We start from the raw sequence: 23,114 nt of genomic DNA, 5'->3' as shown, positions 1-23,114 counted from the left end.
GAATGAGCTTGCACAATCGTGCATAATCATCACATGGCGGATACCTCTAGTGGACCCACGCTGCGGGTCGCGGTCGCTGGTGCGAGCGGGTACGCGGGCGGCGAAGTCCTGCGACTGCTGCTCGGACACCCAGCCTATCGAAGCGGGCGTCTCGAGATCGGGGCGCTGACCGCCGGGTCCAATGCGGGCAGCCTGCTCGGGTCGCTGCAGCCGCATCTGCTGCCGCTGGCCGATCGGGTCCTCGGGCCGACCACCCTGGAGGAGCTGGCCGGGCACGACATCGTGTTCCTGGGCCTGCCGCACGGGCAGTCCGCGGCCATTGCCCAGGCGCTGCCGGAATCGACCGTCATCATCGACTGCGGTGCCGATTTCCGGCTCACCGATGCCGCGGCCTGGGAGAAGTACTACGGCACCCCGCATGCGGGCAGCTGGCCGTACGGGCTGCCGGAGTTGCCGGGCGCGCGGGAGCGATTGCGCGGGGCGACCCGGATCGCGGTGCCGGGCTGCTATCCGACGGTGTCGAGTCTCGCACTGGCCCCGGCCCTTGCCGCGGGCATTATCGAGCCGAATGTGAATGTTGTCGCCGTGAGCGGCACCTCGGGGGCGGGCCGCAAACTCGATGTGGGCCTGCTGGGTTCGGAGGTGATGGGTTCGCTGCGTGCCTACAGCATCGCGGGCGCGCACCGGCACACTCCCGAGATCGCCCAGAATCTGAAGGCGGCCGCCGCGAGTGGCGGGAGCGATCTCGCCGGTCTCGACGTCGCCGTATCCTTCACCCCGGTGCTGGCTCCGCTGCCGCGCGGCATTCTCGCGACCTGCACCGCCCCGACGCGCGTGGACGCCGCCGCGGCCCGTGCCGTCTACGAAAAAGCTTATGCCGATGAGCCCTTCGTGCACCTGCTGCCCGAAGGCGTACTGCCGCAGACCGGTTCGGTCCTGGGATCCAATGCCGTCACCCTGCAGGTGGCCGTGGACGAGGCCGCCGGACTGCTGGTGGTGATCGGCGCCATCGACAATCTGGCCAAGGGCACCGCGGGCGCGGCTGTCCAATCCCTGAATCTGGCTCTCGGATTCGACGAGACCGCAGGACTTTCCACCGTAGGAGTGGCACCGTGACTTCAACCTCTGTCGGCAAGCTGGTCCGGACCCAGGGCGTCACCGCGCCGCTGGGGTTCCGCGCGGCCGGTATCACGGCGGGCATCAAGGTCAGCGGAAAGCCGGATCTGGCACTGGTATTCAGTGAGGGACCGGAGTATTCGGCGGCCGGCGTCTTCACCCGCAACAAGGTGAAGGCCGCACCGGTGCTGTGGTCGCAGCAGGTGCTGACGACCGGGCGGCTGCGGGCGGTCATCCTGAATTCCGGTGGGGCCAATGCCTGTACGGGTCCCGGCGGTTTCCAGGACACGCACGCCACCGCCGAGGAGCTCGCGAAGGCGCTCAGCAACTGGGGCACCGAGACCGGGGCGGGCGAGATCGCGGTCTGCTCGACGGGTCTCATCGGCGACCGGCTGCCCATGGACAAACTGCTGCCCGCCGTCACCGAGATCGTGCGCGAAATGGGTGGCGGGCTCTCGGGTGGTGCGGAGGCCGCACGGGCCATCATGACCACCGATACCGTGCCGAAAGAGGTGGCGTTCCACCATCAGGACAAGTGGAACGTCGGCGGTATGGGCAAGGGCGCGGGCATGCTCGCACCGTCGCTGGCCACCATGCTCATCGTGCTGACCACCGATGCGGTCGCCACGCCCGCACAGCTGGACGCGGCGCTGCGCAAGGCTACCGCTCTGACCTTCGACCGGCTCGATGTCGACGGTTCCTGCTCCACCAATGACACTGTGCTGCTGCTCGCCAATGGCGCCAGCGGTGTCGCGCCCAGCCAGGACGACCTCGATGCCGCTGTGTTCGCGGTCTGCGACGATCTGGCCGAGCAGCTCATGGCCGATGCCGAAGGTGTGACCAAGCGGGTGCACATCACCGTGCGCGGCGCGATCAGCGAGGACGAGGCGCTCATCGGCGCCCGTGCCCTCGCCCGCGACAGCCTGGTCAAGACGGCGTTCTTCGGCTCCGACCCCAACTGGGGCCGCGTGCTGGCGAGCATCGGCATCGCACCGATCGAGCTGGAGGCGGACAAGATTTCGGTGTCCTTCAATGGACATCCGGTGTGCGTCAACGGCATGGGCGCCCCCGGCGCACGCGATGTGGATCTGTCCGGCGCCGATATCCAGGTGCTGGTCGACCTCGGACTCGGCGACGGTGAGGCCACCATCCGCACCACCGACCTCTCGCACGGCTACGTCGAAGAGAATTCGGCCTACAGCTCATGAGTTCGGTGCGCGAACAGCTTTCGGCGCTGGACAAGGCACACGTCCTCGCCGATGCGCTGCCGTGGCTGCAGAAATTCCGCGACAAGGTCGTGGTCGTCAAATACGGCGGCAATGCCATGATCGACGAGGACCTCAAGCGGGCCTTCGCCGCCGATATGGCTTTCCTGCGCACCGTGGGCGTGCATCCGGTGGTGGTGCACGGCGGCGGCCCGCAGATCAGCGCCATGCTGAAAAAGCTTGGCCTGCAAGGTGAGTTCCGGGGCGGCTTCCGCGTCACCACGCCCGAGGTCATGGATGTGGTGCGCATGGTGCTCTTCGGCCAGGTGGGCCGCGAGCTCGTCGGGCTGATCAATGCGCACGGGCCCTATGCGGTCGGCATCTCCGGTGAGGATGCGCGGCTGTTCACCGCCACCCGCCGCACCGTCGAGGTCGACGGCGCGCCCACCGATATCGGCCTGGTCGGCGACGTCACCGAGGTGAATCCCGATGCGGTGCTGGATCTCATTGCGGCGGGCCGCATTCCGGTGGTCTCCACCATCGCCCCCGATGCGGACGGCGTGGTGCACAACATCAATGCCGATACCGCCGCCGCCGCGCTGGCGCAGGGCATAGGCGCGGAAAAACTGGTCATTCTCACCGATGTGGAAGGCCTGTACACCGATTGGCCGGACCGGTCCTCGCTGACCACCCGCATCGATACCGATGAGCTGGCCGAGTTGCTGCCCAGCCTCGATGCGGGCATGGTGCCGAAGATGGAAGCCTGCCTGCGTGCCGTCGAAGGCGGTGTCCCGACCGCGCACGTCATCGACGGCCGGGTGCCGCATTCGGTACTGCTGGAGCTGTTCACCGGGGAGGGGATCGGCACCATGGTGACCCCCGCGGGCGTTGCGAGTTCGAACGGAGTGAAGTCATGAGCACAGCCGATATTCAGCAGCGGTGGACCTCCGCGCTGATGAACAACTACGGCACCCCGAAGATCGCGCTGGTGCGCGGTGCGGGCGCGGTTGTCTACGACGCCGACGGCAAGCGCTATCTCGACTTCCTCGGCGGCATCGCGGTCAACAGCCTCGGGCACGCGCATCCGGCGATTCTGGAGGCGGTCACCAATCAGCTGGGCACGCTCGGCCATGTCTCGAATCTGTATGCCAGCGAACCGGTCATCGAACTCGCCGAACGGCTGCTCGCGCACTTCGGTGACGGGGACGGGAAGGCGTTCTTCTGCAACTCCGGCACCGAGGCCAATGAGGCCGCGTTCAAGATGGCGCGACTGACCGGCAAGACCAAGATCGTCGCGTGTGAGGAAGCGTTCCACGGGCGGACCATGGGCGCGCTGGCGCTGACCGGGCAGGCGGCCAAGCGCACGCCGTTCGAGCCGATGCCGGCCGGTGTTGTGCATGTGCCCTACGGCGATACGCTGGCGCTCGCCGCCGCGGTCGACACCGATACCGCCGCAGTGTTTCTCGAACCCATCCTGGGGGAGAGCGGTGTGGTCGTTCCGCCCGCCGACTATCTGGCCAAGGCGCGCGCGATCACCAAACAGCAAGGCGCACTGTTGATTCTGGACGAGGTGCAGACCGGCATCGGCCGCACCGGTGCGTTCTACGCGCATCAGGCGGCGGGCATCGTGCCGGATGTGATCACCCTGGCCAAGGGGCTGGGCGGCGGTCTGCCCATCGGCGCGGTGCTGGCGCAGGGTCCGGCGGCCGAGCTGCTGCAGCCCGGTATGCACGGCACCACCTTCGGCGGCAATCCGGTCTGTGCCGCAGCGGCTTTGGCGGTGCTGCGGACCATCGACGACGAGGGTCTGCTCGCACACGTGGAGAAGGTCGGCAAGATTCTCGTCGACGGGATCGACGATCTCGACCACCCGCTCATCGATCATGTGCGCGGCGCCGGTCTGCTCATCGGCATCCAGCTCACCGCCGATGCCTCGGCTCAGGTGGAGGCGGCCGCACGGGAGACGGGTTATCTCATCAATCCCGCCAAGCCCAATGTGATCCGGCTGGCTCCGCCGCTGGTGCTCACCGAGACCCAGGCCGACAATTTCCTGTCCGACCTCCCCGGCATTCTCGACGCCGCGCAGGCCCAGGTGGAGAAGGAGAACCAGAAGTGACCATTCGCCATTTCCTGCGCGACGATGATGTGAGCCCGGCCGAACAGGCCGAAATCCTCGCCATCGCAGCGGAACTGAAGAAGGCCCCGCTCTCCCGGCGTCCGCTCGAGGGTCCGCGCGGTGTCGCGGTCATGTTCGAGAAGAACTCCACCCGCACCCGCTTCTCCTTCGAAATGGGCATTGCCCAGCTCGGCGGGCACGCCGTGGTCGTGGACGGACGCGATACGCAGCTCGGCCGCGAGGAGACGCTCGCCGATACCGGCCGGGTGCTCTCGCGGTATGTCGACGCGATCGTCTGGCGCACCTTCGAGCAGACCCGGCTCGACGAAATGGCGGGCGCCGCAACCGTTCCGGTCGTGAACGCGCTCTCGAACGAGTTCCATCCCTGCCAGATCCTCGCCGATCTGCAGACGCTGCGGGAGCGCAAGGGCGACCTGGCCGGGCGCAAGCTCACCTATCTCGGCGACGGTGCGAACAATATGGCGCACTCGCTGCTGCTCGGCGGCGTCACCGCGGGTTTGAACGTAACCATCGCCGCCCCCGCGGGTTTCGAGCCGCTGCCGTGGATCGTGGAACTGGCCCAGAAGCGTGCCGCCGAAACCGGCGCCACCATCGCCTTCACCGCGGATCCGATCGCGGCCGCCGAAGGCGCCGACGCGCTGGTCACCGACACCTGGATGTCCATGGGCCAGGAGAACGACGGCCTCGACCGCGTCGCCCCCTTCCGCCCCTTCCAGGTGAACGCGGCCCTGCTGGCGCACGCCGCCCCCGATGTGACTGTGCTGCACTGCCTTCCGGCGCATCGCGGCGAGGAGATCACCGACGAGGTCCTCGACGGCCCGCACAGCGCGGTGTGGGACGAAGCCGAAAACCGCCTACACGCCCAGAAGGCGCTGCTGGTCTGGCTGCTCGCCAAACAGGGCGGTGCCCGGTGAGCGGTGAGCGACGCTCGGCCGCAACGGCTCCCGTGCGCTCGGGTGCGGCAATCGCCCGCACCCGGGCCGGCCGCCAGGCCCGCATAGTCGCCATCCTCTCCCAGCACGAGGTCCGCAGCCAATCCGAACTGGCCGCCCTCCTCTCCGGTGAAGGCATCGACACCACCCAGGCCACCCTCTCCCGCGACCTGGACGAACTCGGGGCGGTCAAGCTGCGCGCAGCCGACGGTGGCGCCGGTGTGTATGTCGTCCCCGAAGACGGCAGCCCCGTCAGGGGCGTAACCGGCGGCACCGAACGACTCTCCAAACTCCTCGGCGACCTCCTCGTCTCCACCGACTCCAGCGGCAATATCGCCGTCCTCCGCACCCCACCCGGCGCCGCCCACTTCCTGGCCAGCGCCCTCGACCGAGCGGCTCTGCCGGAGATCGTCGGCACCATCGCCGGCGACGACACCATCGCCGTCATAGCCCGCGAACCCACCACCGGCGCCGAACTGGCCACCAAAATCGAACTCCTCGCCTGACCGGCCACCCTCCACCTGATTGGCGATTCCGGCCGGTGTGTCCGGGCGCGAAGCCTGGCTGAGCATGCTGGTTGCTACTCGGATGCCATATGATGCTGCGCTGAAGGAGGGCGGCGTGTCGATCGAATCGGGTGGGGCATCGGGGCAGTTGAACGTTGTTCCCGAGGAAGTGCAGGCGTTGGGTCGGCTCGCCTACAAAATGGCTGAGGAGTTGCGGTCGGGTTCTTCGACTCTCGATGGTGAAGTCCGGGACTTGATGAACACCTGGAAGGGCGCTGCCGCGGGTTCGTACAGCGAGGGCTGGGAGGAAATGCATCGCGGCGCCGTCGAGGTCTGGGATGCGCTGTTCGAACTTGCCGCAAAGTTGGGTGTCACGGCCGAGAACTATCGGGATGCCGACACCAATTTCGCCACCGCGGTGAATTCGCTGGAGCTGCCATGAGTGTCCCGGGCGAGGGCTACTCGGTTGATCTGACACATCTCGACGAAGTGACCGCACACATCCGAGCCTTCAAAGGCTTTGTCGCCGACAACCTCTCAGCCCTCGACGACCGCGCCAAGGCGCTATCGGCAACCTGGTCGAGCGAGGCCGCGACCGCCTACGAGACCGCACACCGCGAGTGGCTGACCGGCGCGAACGAGGTCCGCGACGGCCTGGCCGCGCTGGAAGCCGCCGCCCGCACCGCACACGAGAACTACACCGGAGCCATCGCCGCGAACTTGAGGATGCTCGGCCTGTGAGACCGGCGAATTCGGTGGTCCGGAGGTCGGAACGATGAATGTCGACTTCGGCGCCTACTACGCCGTCGGCAGAGCATGTTTCGGCCTTTCCGATGCGCTGCAGAACGCGTTCCTCGCCGAAACGAAGGCCATGGCCGACTGTGGTGCTATGGCCGGTGTCGACGAGACAGGCGCCGCGTGGGGGCAGAAGTACGACCGGCGGGTCACCGAGGTTCTCGACATGGTTTCCCTCCTCGGCGAAGGACTTCAGAAGCTCGGCACCGTGATCGTGCAGGCTGGCTACAACCATTACTCGGCCGACTACGACAGTGTCCTCGGTCCAGCCGCCCCGCCTGCTGTCATGCCGCCGGTTCCGACGCCGTCGTGCCGCTACTATGGCAGCCCGCCTTCGGCCGGAGGGCCTGGTCGAGGTCTGCGCGAAGCGGCCGACTCTCTGATTCGATTGGCCGACAAGGTCGGCATCGACATTCCCGACGGTGACACCGACTCGCTGCAGACGGCAGCCGACGCCTGGAATCGCCTGCAAAATGGTCACACGGTCGAGTTGGCTTCGGTGTTGAAGAACGCCGCGATAGTGATGGAACGCAATGATGTCGCCGATGCCGCTGAGTTCACGCGGCGACTGCTCGACTTACAAGACGCAGTCGACGACATCCTCGGAGCCTGCGGTGAGCTCTCACAGTTGTGCAGTTCTTATAAGGCGGATCTCGAACACCTCCGCAGCGCCATTCTCCACGGCATCCTGGTGGAGCTCGCCTGGGCGGTCGCAGGTGAACTCGCCATCGCCACCGCTACGGCCTGGATCACCTTCGGTATCACCGCAGTTGCCGCCGGCGCCGCAACCACGGCGATCGTCGCCCGCTACGCCGTGCGCATCGCGGAAGCCGTCCGCGGCTGGCGAGACGAAATACGCGCTCGCAAGGCACAACTGGCGCTGCGCGACCTGAGCAAGACTCGCAAGACCGTGGATGAGGCACAAGAACTGGAAACCGTGGCCGACGATGCGGTCGCCCAACCTCCGAAAACCGCGCGGGCGCCCGCTGATTCGGGAAGATACTCCGGTGGTTTGGCGAAAGTCGACAAGCCGGATCCTGATGCGGACAAGCTCGCCGGACGGATCGGCGGGCAATCGCGAGTCAGATTCGACAGCGACTCCGCCGGCCGGGAGTTCGATGCGGTCAGCGATCAGTACATCGCTCAAGCGAAGCCTGCGAACTTTCAAGTCAACAAGAGCTTCAGAAGCCAGGCGCGCGCGACCTTCGAAGCGGCGCAGGATACCGGCAGAAGTGTGTACTACCATTTTGATGGACCACCGCAAGCTGGAGTGCGCGAAAAGCTTCAGCAGTATGCCGACGAGTACAAAATCGACCTTGTTATCGATGAAGCGCCGTTTTAGCTGAAGGAGTGAGGTGTTCGAGTACCACGGCTGGGTCACCGTTCAGAGTTCTGCGGGGGATGAGAACGATAGTGAAAGCGAAGCCGCACTGACCGCTGCTGCGGCAGTCCTGCAAGGTCTGCAATCGGCGCCCGGACTCGCCGATATTCGAACTGTCAACGGTGTAAATCAGATTCATATTGCAGGATGCTCGAATCATAAAGGCAGCCAAGGTGATCAAGTTATCGAGGTCTTCGCCGAAATAGGGCGGGTCGCGCCAGGTTCCTACGGGATCCTCTATGTGCGAGACGATGAGGATTCATCTGGTCGTGAGAATGAATTTCAGGTCACGGTAATGCGCCGGGGCGCAGTATCTTCATGGCGCGACGAATTGCTGTCGCCATGCATTCCCGTCATCGAAGATGATGAGTAGTCACTTCTGTGAAGCGAATGGTCGGTATGGTCCGGCGAAGGCTCACCGGCCGCGCTGATCTCGGTACAGCGCTGGAGTAATCGGATATTTCGCCGATGGCGGTGATCGGTCTTGCTGATCTGAGGCGGCTCATGGGGAAGTAGTGGGCGCGGTGTCGCCGACTCATGACCCGCTGCGCCCGCTGCCGGTGTTCATCGGCACCGGGCTGCTGGGGGGCCGTACTGGCTCTGGCCAGGGGTTTTCTGGTCAGCCACCCCCGGTTATGAATGGGATTGCATCATCGTGCATAATCATTTGCAGGACGGCGGGGGAACCGACTTACACGTACTAATCGAGGAGCACACGGACTATGACCAAGCGCGTCGTACTCGCCTACTCCGGCGGGCTGGACACCTCAGTCGCGATCAGCTGGATCGCCAAGGAGACCGGGGCCGAGGTGGTCGCGGTCGCGATCGACCTGGGTCAGGGCGGCGAGGACATGAACGATGTGCGCCAGCGCGCGCTCGACTGCGGTGCGGTCGAATCGATCGTGGTGGACGCGCGCGATGAGTTCGCCGATGAGTACTGCCTGCCGACCATTCAGGCGAACGCCATGTACATGGGCCGCTACCCGCTGGTCTCGGCCATCTCCCGGCCGCTGATCGTCAAGCACCTGGTCGAGGCCGCCGAGTACCACGGCGCCGACACCGTCTCGCACGGTTGCACCGGTAAGGGCAACGATCAGGTTCGCTTCGAGGTCGGCATCGGCGCGCTCGCGCCCGAGCTGAAGGTCATCGCCCCGGTCCGCGACTACGCCTGGACCCGCGAGAAGGCCATCGAGTTCGCCGGCGAGAACAACCTGCCGATCAATGTCTCCAAGAAGTCGCCGTTCTCGGTCGACCAGAACCTGTGGGGCCGCGCGGTGGAAACCGGCTTCCTCGAGGATCTCTGGAATGCCCCGACCAAGGACGTGTACGACTACACCGTCGACCCGACCGTCAACTTCGAGGCGCCGGACGAGCTCATCGTCACCTTCGACAAGGGTGTTCCGGTCGCCATCGACGGCCGCCCGGTCTCCATGCTCGAGGCCATCACCGAGCTGAACCAGCGCGCCGGACGCCAGGGCGTCGGCCGCCTGGACATGGTCGAGGACCGTCTCGTCGGCATCAAGAGCCGCGAGATCTACGAGGCCCCGGGCGCCATCGCCCTCATCACTGCGCACCAGGAGATGGAAGCGGTCACCGTCGAGCGCGAGCTCGGCCGCTACAAGCGCCAGGTCGAGCAGCGCTGGGGTGAGCTGGTGTACGACGGCCTGTGGTACTCCCCGCTCAAGCGCGCGCTGGACGCCTTCGTGCAGGACACCCAGCAGCATGTCTCCGGTGAGGTCCGCATGGTCCTGCACGGCGGCAGCGTGATCGTGAACGGCCGTCGCTCGGACGAGTCGCTCTACGACTTCAACCTGGCCACCTACGACGCCGGTGACACCTTCGACCAGTCGCTGGCCAAGGGCTTCGTGCAGATCCACGGCCTGTCCTCCAAGGTTGCGGCGCGTCGGGACCTCGGCAAGAAGTAGTAGCCTGCGACCGGGTACCAACCGGCCTGAGGAGGCGTCCATGCGAACCGATGACGACAGCTGGGACATCACGGAGAGCGTGGGCGCCACCGCCATCGGTGTCGCCGCCATGCGGGCCCACGAAACCCGGCGTGACGATGCGGTCTTCAGCGATCCGTACGCGGCGAAGCTGGTGGCCGCCGTGGGTTCGGACGGCTGGAACACGATCATGGCCGCCGGCCGGGGCGGCGGTCCGACCGGTAGCAGCTTCATCAACGGCGTCATGGGCAACTTCCTGGTTGCCCGGACGCTGTATTTCGACGATTACTTCGCCAAGGCGATCACCGTCGGCATCCGGCAGTTTGTCATCCTGGCTTCCGGCTTGGATGCGCGCGCGTATCGGGTGGAATGGCCCTCCGGCAGTACGGTTTTCGAACTGGATCAGCCGAAGGTGCTGGACTTCAAGGCGAAGGCGCTCGCCGATGACGTGCCTGCGGTAGATCGCCGTGAGGTGCCCGTCGATCTGCGGCGCGACTGGCCGAAAGCCTTGCTCGACAAGGGTTTCGATCCCGATCGGCCGACCGCCTGGCTCGCCGAGGGCCTGCTGCGCTACCTCCCCGGCGAGGCGCAGGACCGGCTGCTGGAGAACGTGGTCGCACTCAGTGCGCCCGGCAGCCGGATGGCGCTGAATATCGGCACCGGAAATCGCGCGCTGTCGAAGGAAATGCGCGAACGCCGACGGGAAGCCTTGGCCAAGGCCGGGATTCGAGTCGATCTCGAAGAGCTCTGGTACCCGTGGGAGGGCCGCACCGACCCGCGTAGCTGGTTCGCCATGCAGCAGTGGCTGGTGCGGGAGGGCGATCCCGCGGCCCTGCTGGCCGATCACGGCCGCGTCGTCCCCGAGGAGGCGCTGGCCGATATGAGTACACACATCCTGATGACCGCGATACGACCGCGAGGAGACGACACGCTATGACCCAGGGCGGCAGCACCAATGAGGGCGCGCTGTGGGGCGGACGATTCGCGTCCGGCCCGGCCGCGGCAATGGCCGCGCTGAGCAAGTCGACCCACTTCGACTGGGTGCTGGCGCCTTACGACGTCCGCGCGTCCAAAGCCCATGCGCGCGTGCTGCACAAGGCCGGACTGCTGTCCGAGGGTGATCTGGCCGCCATGCTGACCGGACTCGATCAGCTGGCCGCCGATGTGGCCTCGGGCGCCTACGCCCCCGCCGAATCCGATGAGGACGTGCACGGCGCCCTGGAGCGCGGTCTGATCGAACGCGTCGGCACCGAACTCGGCGGTCGCCTGCGTGCCGGTCGTTCGCGTAATGACCAGGTGGCCACGCTCTTCCGCATGTGGCTGCGCGATGCCGTGCGCCGGGTCGCCGCGGGTGTCCTCGAGGTGGTCGACGCCCTGGTCGCCCAGGCCGCCGCGCATCCGGATGCCGTCATGCCGGGCAAGACGCACCTGCAGGCCGCGCAGCCGGTCCTGCTCGCGCATCACCTGCTGGCGCACGCGCATCCGCTGCTGCGCGATATCGATCGCCTGCGCGACTTCGACAAGCGCGCCGCCATCTCCCCGTACGGTTCGGGCGCGCTGGCCGGTTCCTCGCTCGGCCTGGATCCGGAGGCGATCGCCGCCGACCTGGATTTCGATGCGGCAGCGGCCAATTCGATCGACGCCACCTCCTCCCGCGATTTCGCCGCCGAGGCCGCCTTCGTGCTGGCCATGACCGCCGTCGACCTCTCCCGCATGGCGGAGGAGGTAATCATCTGGAGCACACCGGAATTCGGCTACATCACCCTCGCCGACGCCTGGTCCACCGGCTCCTCGATCATGCCGCAGAAGAAGAACCCGGACGTCTCCGAGCTCACCCGCGGCAAGGCCGGCCGCCTGATCGGCAACCTCACCGGTCTGCTCGCCACGTTGAAGGCACAGCCCCTCGCCTACAACCGTGACCTGCAGGAAGACAAGGAACCGCTGTTCGACTCGGTGGCCCAGCTGGAACTGCTGCTGCCCGCCATCGCCGGCCTGGTCTCCACCCTGACCTTCCACACCGACCGCATGGCCGAGCTGGCCCCCGCCGGTTTCACCCTCGCCACCGATATCGCCGAATGGCTTGTCCGCCAGGGTGTCCCGTTCCGCGTCGCCCATGAGGCCGCCGGCGGCTGCGTCCGCGCCGCCGAAGCCCGCGGCGTCGGCCTCGCCGATCTCACCGACGAGGAATTCGCCGCCGTCGACCCGAACCTCACCCCCCGGGTCCGCGACGTCCTCACCGTCGAAGGCTCCATCGCCTCCCGCAACGCCCGCGGCGGCACCGCCGGCGTCCAGGTCGCCAAGCAACTCGAGGAAGTCCGCAGCACCGCCGCCGACCACCGCACCTGGCTGCGCTGAACCCGGCGAAAACCCGTAGCCGTCGCCGGATGCGAGGGCTACGGTTCGCTTGTGTCCAAGCGGGAAGCACGGCTACAGGCCGAGATTCAGCCGTTCCTGAAGCAGTACGGCCGTGTGTCGCGGCGGCGCTACGGCGGTGACCCGAACGACCGGCACTACGACCGGGCTTTCGAGGCGGAGCTCAAACGGCTCGACCCACGTGAATTGGATCGACTGATGAACGGTACAGACGAAGACGGTCGCTGATCATCCTGTACGAACGACGAATGCCCGCCGCGGAGACGGCGGGCATTCGTGATTCTGCCGGATCATTCTTTGACGAAGTTCGACCGTTTGGTGGCGGGGATGGTGAAGCGGCCCGACTTGATGGGGCCGGCGTCGGACTGCTTGCGGGCGGGCTTGCCTCGGCGTTCGCGGCGCGACATCGGCCGGTCGGCGGTGTCGGAGTCGACTGCTTGGGTTTCGGGGTTCACGGATTGGTCGGACATGAGGTCCTCCTGGGGGAGTGTGACCGACTCGCCGGGGGTGACCGGTCGAGATCGGAGTGCCGCGGAGCGGCGGGAGATCGGCGTTCGGAGCCGGAAATGTGCGAAGGCTCAGCGGCGGTGCTGACAATTCGGCACAGGTGCGCTCTCTGTATTTCAGCGCTGAGGCGGCTCAGAAGTGCGGTGGCATCCACATGCCGTCCCAGTAACCATACGGCGTCGCGCCATGCATCTCATTTCGGGCCCGGTATGCCCGATAGTGTGCCCGCATGACCTTGTTGTTTCTGGGACTGGCCATAGCGTTCGAGGTGACGGCCACGGTGTCGCTGAAGATCTCCGATGGATTCAGCAAACTGGTGCCGTCGATCATTGTGGTGATCGGCTACGCGTCGGCGTTCGTCTTCCTGTCGCAGGCGCTCAAACGGGGTATGGCGATCGGAGTCGCGTACGGCATCTGGTCGGCCGTGGGTGTGGTGGCGGTGGCGACCATCGGTGCGCTGTTCCTGGATGAGCGACTGACAATGGTGCAGGTGGGCGGGATCGGGCTGGTGATCGTCGGGGTACTGGCACTGGAACTCGGCGGGGCACACTGAATCGATCTCAGGCGCACTGAATCTCAGCGACGCTGAGTTCCAGCACGCTCAATCCTGTACGCGCAGTGTGTATCCCGCATCGGCGAGCGCCGTAAGCACCTCGTCGCGATGTGCGGGCCCGCGGGTTTCCAGGGTCAGCAGTACCTCCACCTCGTCGATGGCAAGCCAGGTGTCGGTGCGGGAGTGGACCACATCGAGCACACTCGCGCCGGTGCGTCCCAGCTCGGCGAGCAATCCGCCGAGGCTGCCCGGGCGGTCGGAGATGGTGACCCGAGCGGCGAGGTAGCGGCCCGCAGCGCTCAGACCGTGCCCGATCACCCGGGTCAGCAGCAGCGGATCGATATTGCCGCCGGAGAGAATGGCGCACACCGGACCCCGCAGATCGAGCTCGTCCAGATCGCAGGCCATGAGCGCGGCGACCGCGGCCGCACCGGCCGGTTCGACAATGAGTTTGGCGCGTTCCATACACAGCAGCAGCGCCCGCGAGAGCGCATCCTCATCGACGGTCACAATGCTCGGCGCGCATTCGACAATATGCCCGAACGGCACTTCACCGGGCTGTCCCACGGCAATCCCGTCGGCCATGGTGACCATCTGCGCCAATCGAATCGGCTTCCCGGCCTCCAGCGATCCGGGCCACGCCGCCGCACCCGAGGCCTGCACGCCGATCACCCGCACCTGCGGGGCCAACTGCTGTAACGCCCCCGCGACGCCCGCGAGCAACCCGCCGCCACCGGTCGGCACGATGACCGTGCCGACATCCGGCAGCTGCTCCAGGATTTCCAGCGCCACCGTCCCCTGTCCGGCCACGATATCGGGGTGATCGAACGGATGGACCAGCGTCGCCCCGGTCTGCTCGGCGAATTCCCTTGCCGCCATCAGTGATTCGTCGATGGTGTCGCCGACCTGATACACCGTGGCCCCATATGCCTTGGTGGCCACCAGTTTCGGCAGTGCCGCACCCACCGGCATGAACACGGTCGACTCGATGCCCAATGATGTTGCCGCCCAGGCGACCCCCTGCGCGTGATTGCCCGCGCTGGCCGCCACGACGCCCAGCCGCCGTTCGGACTCCGGCAGATTGGCAATGCGGTTGTAGGCCCCGCGCGGTTTGAACGACCCGGTGCGCTGCAGGTTCTCGCATTTGAGCCACACCTCGTGCCCGGTGCGCTCCGCCATGACCCGCGATGCCACCATCGGGGTCCGGCGGATGACCGGAGCCAGCAGATTTGCCGCCGCGTCGATCCGTGCGATCAGGTCCATGGCGCCATGCTGCCAGGCGTCAACCGAACTGTCTCGTCCCCGCCGCGCCGCGTTGCGCCACGCGTACGGACCCCGGCCCGCGCGGACAATCCCGGGCCGAGCCCACCTCCCGAGCTATCTTCTGACCGATCGAGCATCTGCTCGATTTCGCGCTGACCTGCGCCGATGCCCCGCTCGAATCCCGGGAGAGGGAAGCTGTGCCGAATGCAGTGAAGATCGTGACCGCGTTCGCCGTTGCCGCCGCTGTGAGCAGCGCTCCGGCCGCGACCTCCCATGCCGCCGAGGTCCCGACCATCGGTAGCTGTTCCGGCGGCGACTTCCGCTGGACCGCCGTGGACGGCGCCATCGATATGACGCCCCGCGTGCTCACCTTCACCTCGGTCGGCAGGTTGTGGGATTGTGTCGGCGTTCCGGGCATCACCGGCGGCACCTTCACGGGAGTGCATGTGGCGGCATCGGATTGCATGCATCCGGCGGACGGCCCGCTCACCGTCGACATCCTCTGGTCGGACGGCGAGACCAGCACACTGTGGGGCCCGTGGCCGGTCGGCATGATGCAGCCCACAATCGGCCCGATGGAGGTGGTCGGAGGTCTCGGGCAGGGCGGTCGCGTCCGCGTTGTCGCCGAATACGAGATGATGACCCCGAATATGGTCATGGGCTGCATGGGCCCGGGCGTCACCACCGGCCCGGGCCGGCTGTCTGCCAGCATGTGGTGAAATCGGCGGCAACTTTTCCTGGTTGTGACACCACCGACCGAGAAAACCAACACGGGAAACCTAGCTTGGCAGTATGCCCCCACGTCGACGCTCCGCCCTGCTGGCCACCCTGGTGGTCGACCAACCGGGTCGACCGCAGATCATTCTCGGTGAATTGCGCCGGGTGATCCTGGACGGCGCCGCCCCGCCGGGCACCGTGATTCCGCTGCGTGAGATCGCGGAACTGTTCGGTGTGAGCCACATACCGGTCCGCGAAGCCCTCAAAATCCTGATCGGGGAGGGCCTGGTTACGCATGAACAGCACGCCGGTTACGCCGTCGCCCAGCTGACCGCCGCCGAACTACGCGAGATGTATATCGTGCGGCAGACCCTGGAGGAGGCGGCGCTGAGCATGGCGGCGATCAACGCCTCCGCCGAGGACCGCGCAGCGTTGGTAGCGGCAAATGAATTGCTGGAGAAGGCGATTCACGAGGACGACCCGGTCGCCTACCATCGGCACTCCCGAGTCTTCCATCTCGCCCTGACCCGCCCGTCCCGGCTGTTCCGGCTCATCCACATGCTCGAGGCCGCCTGGAACGTCACCGAACCCATCCAGCCCATGGTGCATGTCTCGCACGCCGATCGGGAACGCCTGCACGGTGATCACAACCTCATGCTCGATGCGTTCCTGGATCGTGATGTGGATCGGCTGCTCGCCATCGCCCGCCGCCACCACCTGCGGCTCGAGCAGGTGATCTCCACACTGCCCACCGATACCGGATTGCTGGTGGCCGCCGAAGATATATCGATACCGCAATAAGGGGGCAATGGAGGTGCAATGGCGGGGCAACGGCCCGTTCCTACCTTGATCCGACCATTGCTCTTCGGATCGGATGCGCCATGACCGATATCGCCACACCCGTCACGGCGGACACACCTCCCACGGTGACCGCCCCAGTTTACGACCCCGCGCTCACCAATGAGGACCTGGCCCCACTGCGCGAACAGCGTTGGGGCTCATACCATATCTTCGCCTTCTGGATGTCGGATGTGCACAGCGTCGGCGGCTACGTCACCGCGGGCAGCCTGTTCGCGCTCGGCCTGGCCGGCTGGCAGGTGCTCGCCGCCCTGCTGGTCGGCATCACCATCGTCTATTTCCTGTGCAATCTGGTGGCCGCGCCCAGTCAGCGGACCGGCGTGCCGTATCCGGTCATGTGCCGCAGCGCCTTCGGAGTGCGCGGGGCGAATATCCCCGCCATTATCCGCGGCCTGATCGCGGTGGCCTGGTACGGGATTCAGACCTACCTGGCCTCGGCGGCGCTGATTGTGGTTGCCGTCAAACTGTTCCCGAGCCTGGCGCCGTACGCGGTCGCCTCCGATTACGGCTTCCTCGGCCTGTCGCTGCTGGGCTGGTGTGCCTACCTGGTGCTGTGGGTGGTGCAGGCGGCGGTGTTCTGGCAGGGCATGGAGTCCATTCGCCGGTTCATCGACTTCTGCGGTCCCGCAGTCTATGTCGTGATGTTCGCGCTCTGCGGCTACCTGATCTACAAGGCCGGCTGGGGTTCGATCAATTTGGAACTCGGTTCGGTGAAGTACCACGGCTGGAATGCGCTGCCGGTCATCCTGGGCGCGATCGCCCTGGTGGTGTCGTACTTCTGCGGACCCATGCTGAACTTCGGCGACTTCTCCCGCTACGCCAAGTCCATGCCGGCCGTGCGCCGCGGCAATCTGCTCGGACTGCCGGTCAACTTCCTGGCCTTCTCGCTGCTCGTGGTGATCACCGCCTCGCTGACCATTCCGGTCTACGGCAAGCTGATCACCGATCCGGTCGAGACGGTCTCGCGCATCGACTCCACCTTCGCGATCGTGCTGGGCGCCTTGACCTTCACCATCGCGACCGTCGGCATCAATATCGTCGCCAACTTCATCTCCCCGGCCTTCGACTTCTCCCACGTCAGTCCGCAGCGCATCAGCTGGCGTATGGGCGGCATGATCGCGGCGGTCGGCTCGGTGCTCATCACCCCGTGGAATCTGTACAACAACCCCGAGGTCATCCACTACACCCTGGAGACCCTGGGCGCGTTCATCGGCCCGCTGTTCGGCGTGCTGATCGCCGACTACTACCTGATCCGCAAGCGGAATATCGTGGTGGACGATCTGTTCACGCTGTCACAGACCGGAAGTTACTGGTACCGAAAGGGATTCAACCCGGTCGCCGTGATCGCGACGGTGGTGGGCGCGGCCGCCGCGGTCTTCCCCGTGCTGGCCAAGGATATGACGGGTATGTACACCGCGGCCCAGTACAGCTGGTTCATCGGCTGCGGTCTGGCCCTGGTGGTGTACTACGGCCTGGCGAAGAGTTCGCGGTTCGCCATGACCGTGAACCAGTAATCAGCGACCGGCGGTGTAGGCGCGGTCGGCGAGCTCGATGACCTGAGCCAGCCACGGTGTGTACCCGCCGGGTGCGGCGGCGACCGCGGTGCGCAGCTCGCCGATGGTCACCCAGGCGATATCGTCGATCTCCGCCGGATTCGGTTGCGGATCCTGGCCGATCAGCCGCCCGATCAGCACATGATCGAATTCGTGCTCGACCCGCCCGGTCCGCCCGTCCGCCGCCTGATAGCTGAAGGTGCCGACCTCGGTCAGCTCGGCCGACACTCCCAGCTCCTCACCCAGCCGCACGGCGGCGGCCTCGGCCACCGCCTGCCCAGGTGCGGGATGCCCGCAGCAGGTATTGGTCCACAGTCGCGGAAAGCGGGTTTTCACCGCGGCCCGCTGCTGCAGCAGTACCCGCCCGGCCCCGTCGAACAGCAGCACCGAGAAGGCTCGGTGCAGTCGGCCGGGTGCGGTGTGGGCCGCCGCCACCGCCAGCGATCCGGCCGCGCGGCCCTGCTCGTCCACGAGCTCGACGAGCAGGGCTTCACGGTCGACGGCCGGAGTGGCGTCGGAAGTGTCGAGAGTGCCGGTCACCGGCCTACCTTATCGGCGGTAATCATCAGGTACTGGAAGCTGCCCTCCTTGTACGAGGTCAGGAAGGGCTTCTCCACACCGGTGGCCAGCTCGGAATGGGTGCGCAGTTCCCAGTACGGAATGGTCTGCGGGGTGAGGTCGGTGACCGCGACCGGGACCAGATTATTGGCGGCGAGCGCCTTGAAGTACTCGCTGCGCGGGTGGATATTGCAGCCGTAGTGCGCGTCGATCCAGCTCACCGACGCCGAGCGCGCCCCGAACACATCATTGGAGCAGCCGGTGATGCAGACATAGCGCCCGCCGGGCTCCAGCAGCCGGGAGAACTCGGCGAAGAGCTCGAAAAGGTCCACGTACATGGTGGTTTCATTGGTCCAGATGCCGCGCATGGACCCGGTCTCGAAACCGGTGTCGAGCATATTCTTGAAGTGGAACCGCACCTTGTCGGTCACGCCGCGCTCCGCGGCCTGGTCATTGGCGAAGCCGGCCTGGTACTCGGAGATGGTGACGCCGTCCATCCGGCAGCCGAAACGCTGATTGGCCATGAAGCTGGTGCCACCGCGGCCGGAACCGCCGTCCATGAGCCGATCACCGGGGCGCACATCGCCGAGCTGGTCGAGCAGGACATCGGCCTGCGCGGTTTCGAGGCGGTGCAATTCCCGGACGAGGCGCTCCTGGCGCGTGTCCTCGGCGCCCTCCAGGACCGACAGGTCCGGCTCGCCGATGCCGTAGTGGTGGTGGTAGAGCCCATCCACCTCGCCGAGCACGGTGTTCACGCGGTCGTCATTGGGATTGTTGTTCCAGTAGGCGGCGACCGACTTCTGATAGTCGGTGTGCAGCACGCTCTCGGACTCGGGGCGGAACGTGGTCATGGCAGATCATCCTCTCGATCGCTGAATGAAGATGAGGAGCTGAAAAACGTTGGGGATCAGTCGCTTTCGTTGTATCTCCGACTGTCGGCATGCCAGGCGCGATTGCCGCCCATCCAGGCCCACAGACCGCCCAGGAAGCGGCGCAGTTCGGCGGAACCGCCGGCGGCGAGTGCGCCCGCCTCGGCTTCGAAGCGGTGCACCAGTTCGTCGTGCACCTGTGCGGTGCGCTGCACGGCCTGTCGGCGTGAGCACTTCTCCTCGGCCGCGAGCACCGTCGGCAGGTTGAATTCCCTTCCGTTGGAAAGGTCTTCGCGTGCCATCGAGTACAGGTCGTTCACCATCTGACTGGCCAGTGCGGCCGTGGTCACCACCCGCCGGACCCGCGGATCGGTGTATTCGGCGGCGGGCAACTCGTAGCCGCCGACCGCGTCGATGGGCGCCATGCACGGCAGGAAGCTGTGCGGCTGGCGGTTGAGCAGGTACTCCCAGACCGGCGGCATCCGCCCGGCCTCCCGCCAGCCGGCCTCCGCGCACAGCGCGATGAACCAGCCCGCGATCTCCGTCCGCAGGCGGGCGACCTGGGTGGGGGAGGCGTACCGGGACAGATGTTCGAACGAGGTGCGGAAGGCGCGCAGAATCGGATCGCTCTGCATGGCCTTTTCGACCTGCGCCTGATACTGGATCGGCAGATGCACCGGATCCATAGCGGCGGCGGCCAATTCGAGCCGGGGCCCGAGTTCGGCGGTGGCGCGGGAGCGACTGCCGTCCGGTGCGAGATCGCTGGCGTCCTCCTCGCAGTAGTAGTCGTCCACCGACCACTCCGATACCGCGCATTTGGCCGCTGCCAGCAGCCGGTCCGCATCATCGCAGTCCGGATGCGCCAGCATGATCAAGCGCCCGAAATCAGCCTTGCGCAGATCGTCCAATCGGCCCTCGTACAGCCCGATCTCCTGTGCCCAGGCGATGATTCCGGTATTGACCGCCGCCGCGAGCGCGGGATCGTCCCGCACCGGCGGCGGGCAGTACAGCGTCGGAATCGCCGACCCCGCCGACTGCGTCCGGATTGCGGATGCGGTGCCGATTCCGCTGGGGCCGTGCGATATCGGACGCGCAGGAGTCCGCACCGCAGTGCTCTCGCCCGGCGGCGCCACCCCCGCCGCCGGGGTGGCGGCGGGGGCGGCGAGCGGAGTGGACTTCGGTGTTGCGATATCCGAGGCGCTCGGCGCCGCGACTCCCGGAACGCTCGCGGCTCCGGGGGTACTCGCCGCCGCCGCTCCGGGTGCTTTCGTTCCCGGAGCGCGCGCCGCGGCGCGCGGTCGCCGGAGTGCCGACGGAGCTCCGAGTCCGCTGGGACCGAAGGGGATTCGCCCCGCCGTAGTGCCGGCCGCCGCCGATGAGCTTGTGGCCCTCGGCGTGTTTCTTCCCACCGGCGCGCTGGTTCGCGCCGGTGAGCCGGCTCCCGTCGGCGGGCTGGTTGCGGCCCGTCCGGTGGCTTTCGGTGCCCCGGTCCGCGCCGGGGCAGGTGGTGCGGGCACGAATCCCGCGCTGTTCGCCCGGGGTATCGGGCGAAGTGGCTGCCCGGCACCGGGTTTCGGTGTCGCGGGCCGCAGGGCCGGTACCGCGCCCCCGGCGGGTGTGCTCGGATGTGCTGCCTGATCGGCGATTCCCGCGATCGCCTCCAGCGTGGGCAGATTCACCAGCAGGCTCGCGGACCCCAACCCCATGGGGCCGAGCAACCGTTTCGGCGAGAGATGCGCCTCGGCGGCATCGGATTCGCCCAGTCGTGGATCATCCAGTGCGCCGGCGGAATCCGGTCCCTCCGGGAGCACGAGGGTGGACGGCGCATTCGGGTCGAAGGACTTCAGCAGCGCGGCGACCGCCGCCGCCACCTCATGGGTGGCGGGCGGCGCCGCGGCGCGTGAGAGCACCGACATGGCCGGCTCCGATCAGTCGGACTGACGGGCGATCGACACATTGTCGAGAATGCCGAGCGCATCGGGGACCAGGACGGCGGCCGAGTAGTAGCAGCTGACGAGGTAGGAGATGATCGACTGATCGTCGATCCCCTTGAATCGCACATTCAGGCTGGGTTCGTACTCGTCCGGAATTCCGGTCTGGTGCAGGCCGATGACGCCCTGATCCTTCTCGCCGGTGCGCATGGCGAGAATGGACGTGGTGGAGGTGTCGCTGACCGGGATCTTGCCGCACGGGAAGATCGGCACCCCGCGCCAGGCCGGCACGCGATGGCCGTCGACCTCCACCGGATCCGGGTAGAGACCGCGCTTATTGCACTCGCGGGCGAATGCGGCGATCGCCTTCGGGTGCGCCAGAAAGAGTTTGGTGCTGCGCCGCATGCTGAGCAGCTCGTCCATATCGTCCGGGGTCGGCGGGCCGGACTCGGTGTAGATGCGCTGCTTGAGATCACAGTTGTTGAGCAGCCCGAAGTCCGGATTGTTGACGAGGTCGTATTCGCGGCGCTCGTACATGGCTTCGATGGTCAGGCGCAGCTGCTGTTCGATCTGGTCCATCGGATCGTTGAACAGATCGGCGACGCGGGTGTGCACCCGCAATACGCTCTGGCCGAGGCTGAGTTCGTATTCGCGTGGCTGCGAGTCGTAGTCGACATAGGTGCCGTCGAGGACCGGCTCGCCGTGGTGGCCGGAGGAGACCACGATCTCGGCCTCACCGAACTTGTTCTGCGGCGCGGCAGGCACATTGGCCACGGCCGACAGATGCTCCTGCAGTGCCGGGATGTTGTCGCACAGCTGCAGCAGCGCCGGGCGGGTCAGCACCAGAACGGTGGTGGGCGTGACGGTTTTGATGGTGACCGGCCAGATGGCGTCCGGATCGATCAGCGTCTCGTCGCCGAAGTAGTCGCCGCCGGCGAGCAGGCCGAGCTTGGTGGCCTCGCCGTATTCGCCGGTGCCGATCTTGCTGAGCTTGCCGTGCACGATCAGCAGTACCTGATCCATCGGATTGCCGAATTCGGCGACGACGGTGCCGGGCGGGAGGTCGCGCTGTTCGAAGCGTGCGGCGACGGTGGCGAGCACCTCCTCGTCCTCGAAGCCCCGCAGCTGCGGGAGCTCCTGCAGTTCGAGCGGGATGACCCGGGCGTTCGGGCCGTTGATGATGTATTCGACCTCGCCGTTGCCGACGGTGTGGGTGAGGCGCCGGTTGACTCGATACACACCGCCCTTCACCTGTGTCCACGGCAGATTGCGGGTCAGCCATCGGGAGCTGATGCCCTGCATCTGCGGTTCGGATTTGGTGGTGTGCGCCAGCTGGTGGGCGGCGGTGGTACTGAGGGTTTTCCGATGGCCGTTTTCAGTCTGAAGGGGCATTTCGATGGTCATGCTGCGGTCCTCACCTTCTAAGGGCCACCGCGTTGCACGAGCGGTGGAGTCCACGGCGATACGGCAGGTCCGAATACGGGCCTGCGGAGATTTAGACATGATGAGTGAAAAGATAAGCGCGACAGTGCGTTCCAGCGATACAGATCGTAGATCGCGCAATCGTGCGAGCGCAGCGAAATGCATAAACATGATGTCTGGCGCATTGCTATCGCCGTCGTGTCGGGCTTCGCGGCATCGCAGCAGCGACTCCGCAATCGTCCCTAGCGGGCATTAGACCAGCGTGCTGACCGGCCGAGTGCTGTCGCGGATGGCCCCATTCGCATATTCACAGAAATAGCTGAACCGACCGGGCTGTCCTTTTGCTCGGCGCGTCTGTCCCAGCGCACCCGCCTGCTCGAGCGGCTCATGGAACTGGTCACAGCCGCCGCGCAGTAGGGTGGCCATATGGCAAGCTCATCTGAACGCGTCGGGGCGGATGACGCAGGTCACGAGCAGGGTAGGTCTGGGAGCAAA

Annotated in this window: 24 protein-coding genes; 18 read left to right on the top strand and 6 right to left on the bottom strand. The window is 66.5% G+C overall.

Going from position 1 to position 23,114, the window contains the following annotated elements; genetic code table 11:
- Window positions 1–33 precede the first annotated feature (33 nt).
- The 14 genes from argC to ABZX86_RS30745 all read left to right on the top strand — a co-directional run bounded on the left by argC (window position 34) and on the right by ABZX86_RS30745 (window position 12,616).
- The gene (gene argC / locus ABZX86_RS30810) at window positions 34–1,116 is read left to right on the top strand and encodes an N-acetyl-gamma-glutamyl-phosphate reductase (protein ID WP_355128422.1); all 1,083 of its coding nucleotides are present in this window, start codon (window positions 34–36) and stop codon (window positions 1,114–1,116) included.
- Window positions 1,113–2,324: a bifunctional glutamate N-acetyltransferase/amino-acid acetyltransferase ArgJ gene (gene argJ / locus ABZX86_RS30805; RefSeq protein ID WP_355128420.1), complete on the top strand. Its 1,212-nt coding sequence runs from the start codon at window positions 1,113–1,115 to the stop codon at window positions 2,322–2,324. The genes argC and argJ overlap by 4 nt, the downstream gene beginning before the upstream one ends.
- Window positions 2,321–3,238, top strand: a complete 918-nt coding sequence (argB, locus tag ABZX86_RS30800) for an acetylglutamate kinase (protein ID WP_355128418.1) — start codon at window positions 2,321–2,323, stop codon at window positions 3,236–3,238. The genes argJ and argB overlap by 4 nt, the downstream gene beginning before the upstream one ends.
- Window positions 3,235–4,437, top strand: a complete 1,203-nt coding sequence (locus tag ABZX86_RS30795) for an acetylornithine transaminase (protein WP_355128416.1) — start codon at window positions 3,235–3,237, stop codon at window positions 4,435–4,437. The genes argB and ABZX86_RS30795 overlap by 4 nt, the downstream gene beginning before the upstream one ends.
- On the top strand, window positions 4,434–5,372 hold the full coding sequence (gene argF / locus ABZX86_RS30790; RefSeq protein WP_355128414.1) for an ornithine carbamoyltransferase: 939 nt from the start codon (window positions 4,434–4,436) through the stop codon (window positions 5,370–5,372). The genes ABZX86_RS30795 and argF overlap by 4 nt, the downstream gene beginning before the upstream one ends.
- Complete coding sequence (locus ABZX86_RS30785; protein ID WP_355128412.1) at window positions 5,369–5,896, top strand: arginine repressor; 528 nt, start codon at window positions 5,369–5,371, stop codon at window positions 5,894–5,896. Before argF ends, ABZX86_RS30785 begins: the two co-directional genes overlap by 4 nt.
- A gap of 19 nt (window positions 5,897–5,915) precedes the next feature.
- Entirely contained in the window at window positions 5,916–6,338 is a 423-nt protein-coding gene (locus ABZX86_RS30780; protein ID WP_355128410.1) for a WXG100 family type VII secretion target, read from the top strand.
- The gene (locus ABZX86_RS30775; protein ID WP_355128408.1) at window positions 6,335–6,637 is read left to right on the top strand and encodes a WXG100 family type VII secretion target; all 303 of its coding nucleotides are present in this window, start codon (window positions 6,335–6,337) and stop codon (window positions 6,635–6,637) included. The genes ABZX86_RS30780 and ABZX86_RS30775 overlap by 4 nt, the downstream gene beginning before the upstream one ends.
- A 34-nt stretch (window positions 6,638–6,671) precedes the next feature.
- Window positions 6,672–8,033 (top strand): restriction endonuclease fold toxin, encoded by a 1,362-nt coding sequence (locus ABZX86_RS30770; RefSeq protein ID WP_355128406.1) that lies wholly within the window; start codon window positions 6,672–6,674, stop codon window positions 8,031–8,033.
- A 13-nt stretch (window positions 8,034–8,046) separates the two neighbouring features.
- The gene (locus tag ABZX86_RS30765; RefSeq protein WP_355128404.1) at window positions 8,047–8,445 is read left to right on the top strand and encodes an Imm7 family immunity protein; all 399 of its coding nucleotides are present in this window, start codon (window positions 8,047–8,049) and stop codon (window positions 8,443–8,445) included.
- 349 nt (window positions 8,446–8,794) lie between these two features.
- Window positions 8,795–9,997, top strand: coding sequence for an argininosuccinate synthase (locus ABZX86_RS30760; RefSeq protein WP_355128402.1), 1,203 nt, complete (start codon window positions 8,795–8,797; stop codon window positions 9,995–9,997).
- A gap of 40 nt (window positions 9,998–10,037) precedes the next feature.
- Window positions 10,038–10,952 (top strand): SAM-dependent methyltransferase, encoded by a 915-nt coding sequence (locus ABZX86_RS30755; protein ID WP_355128400.1) that lies wholly within the window; start codon window positions 10,038–10,040, stop codon window positions 10,950–10,952.
- Window positions 10,949–12,370, top strand: a complete 1,422-nt coding sequence (gene argH, locus ABZX86_RS30750; RefSeq protein WP_355128398.1) for an argininosuccinate lyase — start codon at window positions 10,949–10,951, stop codon at window positions 12,368–12,370. The genes ABZX86_RS30755 and argH overlap by 4 nt, the downstream gene beginning before the upstream one ends.
- 51 nt (window positions 12,371–12,421) lie before the next feature.
- Window positions 12,422–12,616, top strand: a complete 195-nt coding sequence (locus ABZX86_RS30745) for a hypothetical protein (protein ID WP_355128396.1) — start codon at window positions 12,422–12,424, stop codon at window positions 12,614–12,616.
- A 62-nt stretch (window positions 12,617–12,678) separates the two neighbouring features.
- On the opposite strand, the gene ABZX86_RS30740 is transcribed toward ABZX86_RS30745, so the two are convergent.
- The gene (locus ABZX86_RS30740) at window positions 12,679–12,858 is read right to left on the bottom strand and encodes a hypothetical protein (protein ID WP_355128394.1); all 180 of its coding nucleotides are present in this window, start codon (window positions 12,856–12,858) and stop codon (window positions 12,679–12,681) included.
- A gap of 266 nt (window positions 12,859–13,124) precedes the next feature.
- Between ABZX86_RS30740 and ABZX86_RS30735 the strand changes: the two genes are divergently transcribed.
- A complete protein-coding gene (locus ABZX86_RS30735; protein WP_327140771.1) occupies window positions 13,125–13,448 on the top strand; it encodes a multidrug efflux SMR transporter in 324 nt (107 codons plus the stop codon).
- A 48-nt stretch (window positions 13,449–13,496) separates the two neighbouring features.
- On the opposite strand, the gene ilvA is transcribed toward ABZX86_RS30735, so the two are convergent.
- On the bottom strand, window positions 13,497–14,711 hold the full coding sequence (ilvA, locus tag ABZX86_RS30730; protein WP_355128391.1) for a threonine ammonia-lyase: 1,215 nt from the start codon (window positions 14,709–14,711) through the stop codon (window positions 13,497–13,499).
- 197 nt (window positions 14,712–14,908) lie between these two features.
- Here ilvA and ABZX86_RS30725 point away from each other — a divergent pair, with 197 nt between their 5' ends.
- From ABZX86_RS30725 to ABZX86_RS30715, 3 genes are all read left to right on the top strand, one after another.
- The gene (locus ABZX86_RS30725) at window positions 14,909–15,430 is read left to right on the top strand and encodes a hypothetical protein (RefSeq protein ID WP_355128389.1); all 522 of its coding nucleotides are present in this window, start codon (window positions 14,909–14,911) and stop codon (window positions 15,428–15,430) included.
- Window positions 15,431–15,503: 73 nt separating this feature from the next.
- Window positions 15,504–16,229: a GntR family transcriptional regulator gene (locus ABZX86_RS30720; protein ID WP_355128387.1), complete on the top strand. Its 726-nt coding sequence runs from the start codon at window positions 15,504–15,506 to the stop codon at window positions 16,227–16,229.
- A gap of 80 nt (window positions 16,230–16,309) precedes the next feature.
- Window positions 16,310–17,800: an NCS1 family nucleobase:cation symporter-1 gene (locus tag ABZX86_RS30715; protein WP_355128385.1), complete on the top strand. Its 1,491-nt coding sequence runs from the start codon at window positions 16,310–16,312 to the stop codon at window positions 17,798–17,800.
- Here ABZX86_RS30715 and idi read toward each other — a convergent pair whose 3' ends face one another.
- The 4 genes from idi to ABZX86_RS30695 are packed head-to-tail and all read right to left on the bottom strand — an operon-like array spanning window position 17,801 to window position 22,601.
- On the bottom strand, window positions 17,801–18,379 hold the full coding sequence (gene idi, locus ABZX86_RS30710) for an isopentenyl-diphosphate Delta-isomerase (protein WP_355128383.1): 579 nt from the start codon (window positions 18,377–18,379) through the stop codon (window positions 17,801–17,803).
- Window positions 18,376–19,248: a geranyl diphosphate 2-C-methyltransferase gene (locus ABZX86_RS30705; RefSeq protein ID WP_355128381.1), complete on the bottom strand. Its 873-nt coding sequence runs from the start codon at window positions 19,246–19,248 to the stop codon at window positions 18,376–18,378. The genes idi and ABZX86_RS30705 overlap by 4 nt, the downstream gene beginning before the upstream one ends.
- A 56-nt stretch (window positions 19,249–19,304) precedes the next feature.
- Window positions 19,305–21,182 (bottom strand): family 2 encapsulin nanocompartment cargo protein terpene cyclase, encoded by a 1,878-nt coding sequence (locus ABZX86_RS30700; RefSeq protein ID WP_355128379.1) that lies wholly within the window; start codon window positions 21,180–21,182, stop codon window positions 19,305–19,307.
- Between the two features lie 12 nt (window positions 21,183–21,194).
- Window positions 21,195–22,601 (bottom strand): family 2B encapsulin nanocompartment shell protein, encoded by a 1,407-nt coding sequence (locus ABZX86_RS30695; RefSeq protein ID WP_355128377.1) that lies wholly within the window; start codon window positions 22,599–22,601, stop codon window positions 21,195–21,197.
- Between the last annotated feature and the right edge of the window lie 513 nt (window positions 22,602–23,114).

Source organism: Nocardia sp. NPDC006630, assembly GCF_040611495.1.
In the GTDB taxonomy this organism is placed as follows: domain Bacteria; phylum Actinomycetota; class Actinomycetes; order Mycobacteriales; family Mycobacteriaceae; genus Nocardia.
The sequence above is the reverse complement of the archived record's forward strand: the minus strand, read 5'-3'. Positions and strand labels throughout refer to the sequence as shown.